The organism is Vibrio sp. D173a (assembly GCF_030248475.1).
Window position 1 is genome coordinate 1 of sequence record NZ_JAHGAH010000401.1, and the last position, 785, is coordinate 785.

Sequence of the window (785 nt, forward strand, 5' to 3'; positions counted from 1 at the left end):
TCTCAAGCGTGTCTCCGACCATGATCACGCTAGCAAGTGGTACATCGAGGTGACGAATAATCGCAGGGAAAAACTCAGGGCTCGTCTTATCCACGCCTAGGTTTGATTTACAGAAATAGCTAGAGATTAAACACGCTTTTAGTCGAGTAGGGCTGGATAGATTCATCTCTGGCTATTTCTGTAAATCGAACCTAGGCGTGGATAAGACGAGCCCTGAGTTTTTCCCTGCGATTATTCGTCACCTCGATGTACCACTTGCTAGCGTGATCATGGTCGGAGACACGCTTGAGAAAGATATCATTCCAGCACTTGATTCGGGTATCAATGCAATCTGGTTTACCCAAAAGCCAGATGAAAAATCGAGTCATATCGACTGTCTGAGAATTACTCAACTTTCGGAATTAAGAGGCTAGTTCAACAACACTGATGAATTATTGATATCTTTATAAAATTCAACTAGGTATGGGTGACCAGTGTCACCTTTTGCATATGTAATCATGTGAATATTCGGTCTTCATGACATGCATCATCGCGGATGAAAGTAGTTTTGTTAGTTTGCTCGCAACTAATAACAAAATAATAAAGTCAGTCCGCTATGAAACTAAGCAACCTTTCAATCAAATCCAAACTCGCCTCCATTGTCATATTCTCAGTAGTATCACTGATCATGGCATGTACTTATAACTTACTGCAGCAGCGCGCTTCCTCAATGGCAGAGCGTGAGAGCAAACTCAGTGCACAGGTTGAATCCGCTGTGTCATTGGCTAAGCATTATTATGGTCAAC

The 785-nt window shown here is 42.3% G+C and carries 1 protein-coding gene and 1 pseudogene; both read left to right on the forward strand.

Annotation, left to right across the window (positions count from 1 at the left end):
- The first annotated feature begins 125 nt into the window (after positions 1–125).
- Positions 126–413: an HAD family hydrolase gene (locus KIV40_RS26210; protein WP_285352111.1), complete on the forward strand. Its 288-nt coding sequence runs from the start codon at positions 126–128 to the stop codon at positions 411–413.
- A gap of 182 nt (positions 414–595) precedes the next feature.
- A pseudogene (locus tag KIV40_RS26215) lies at positions 596–785 on the forward strand (methyl-accepting chemotaxis protein); the annotation flags it as partial.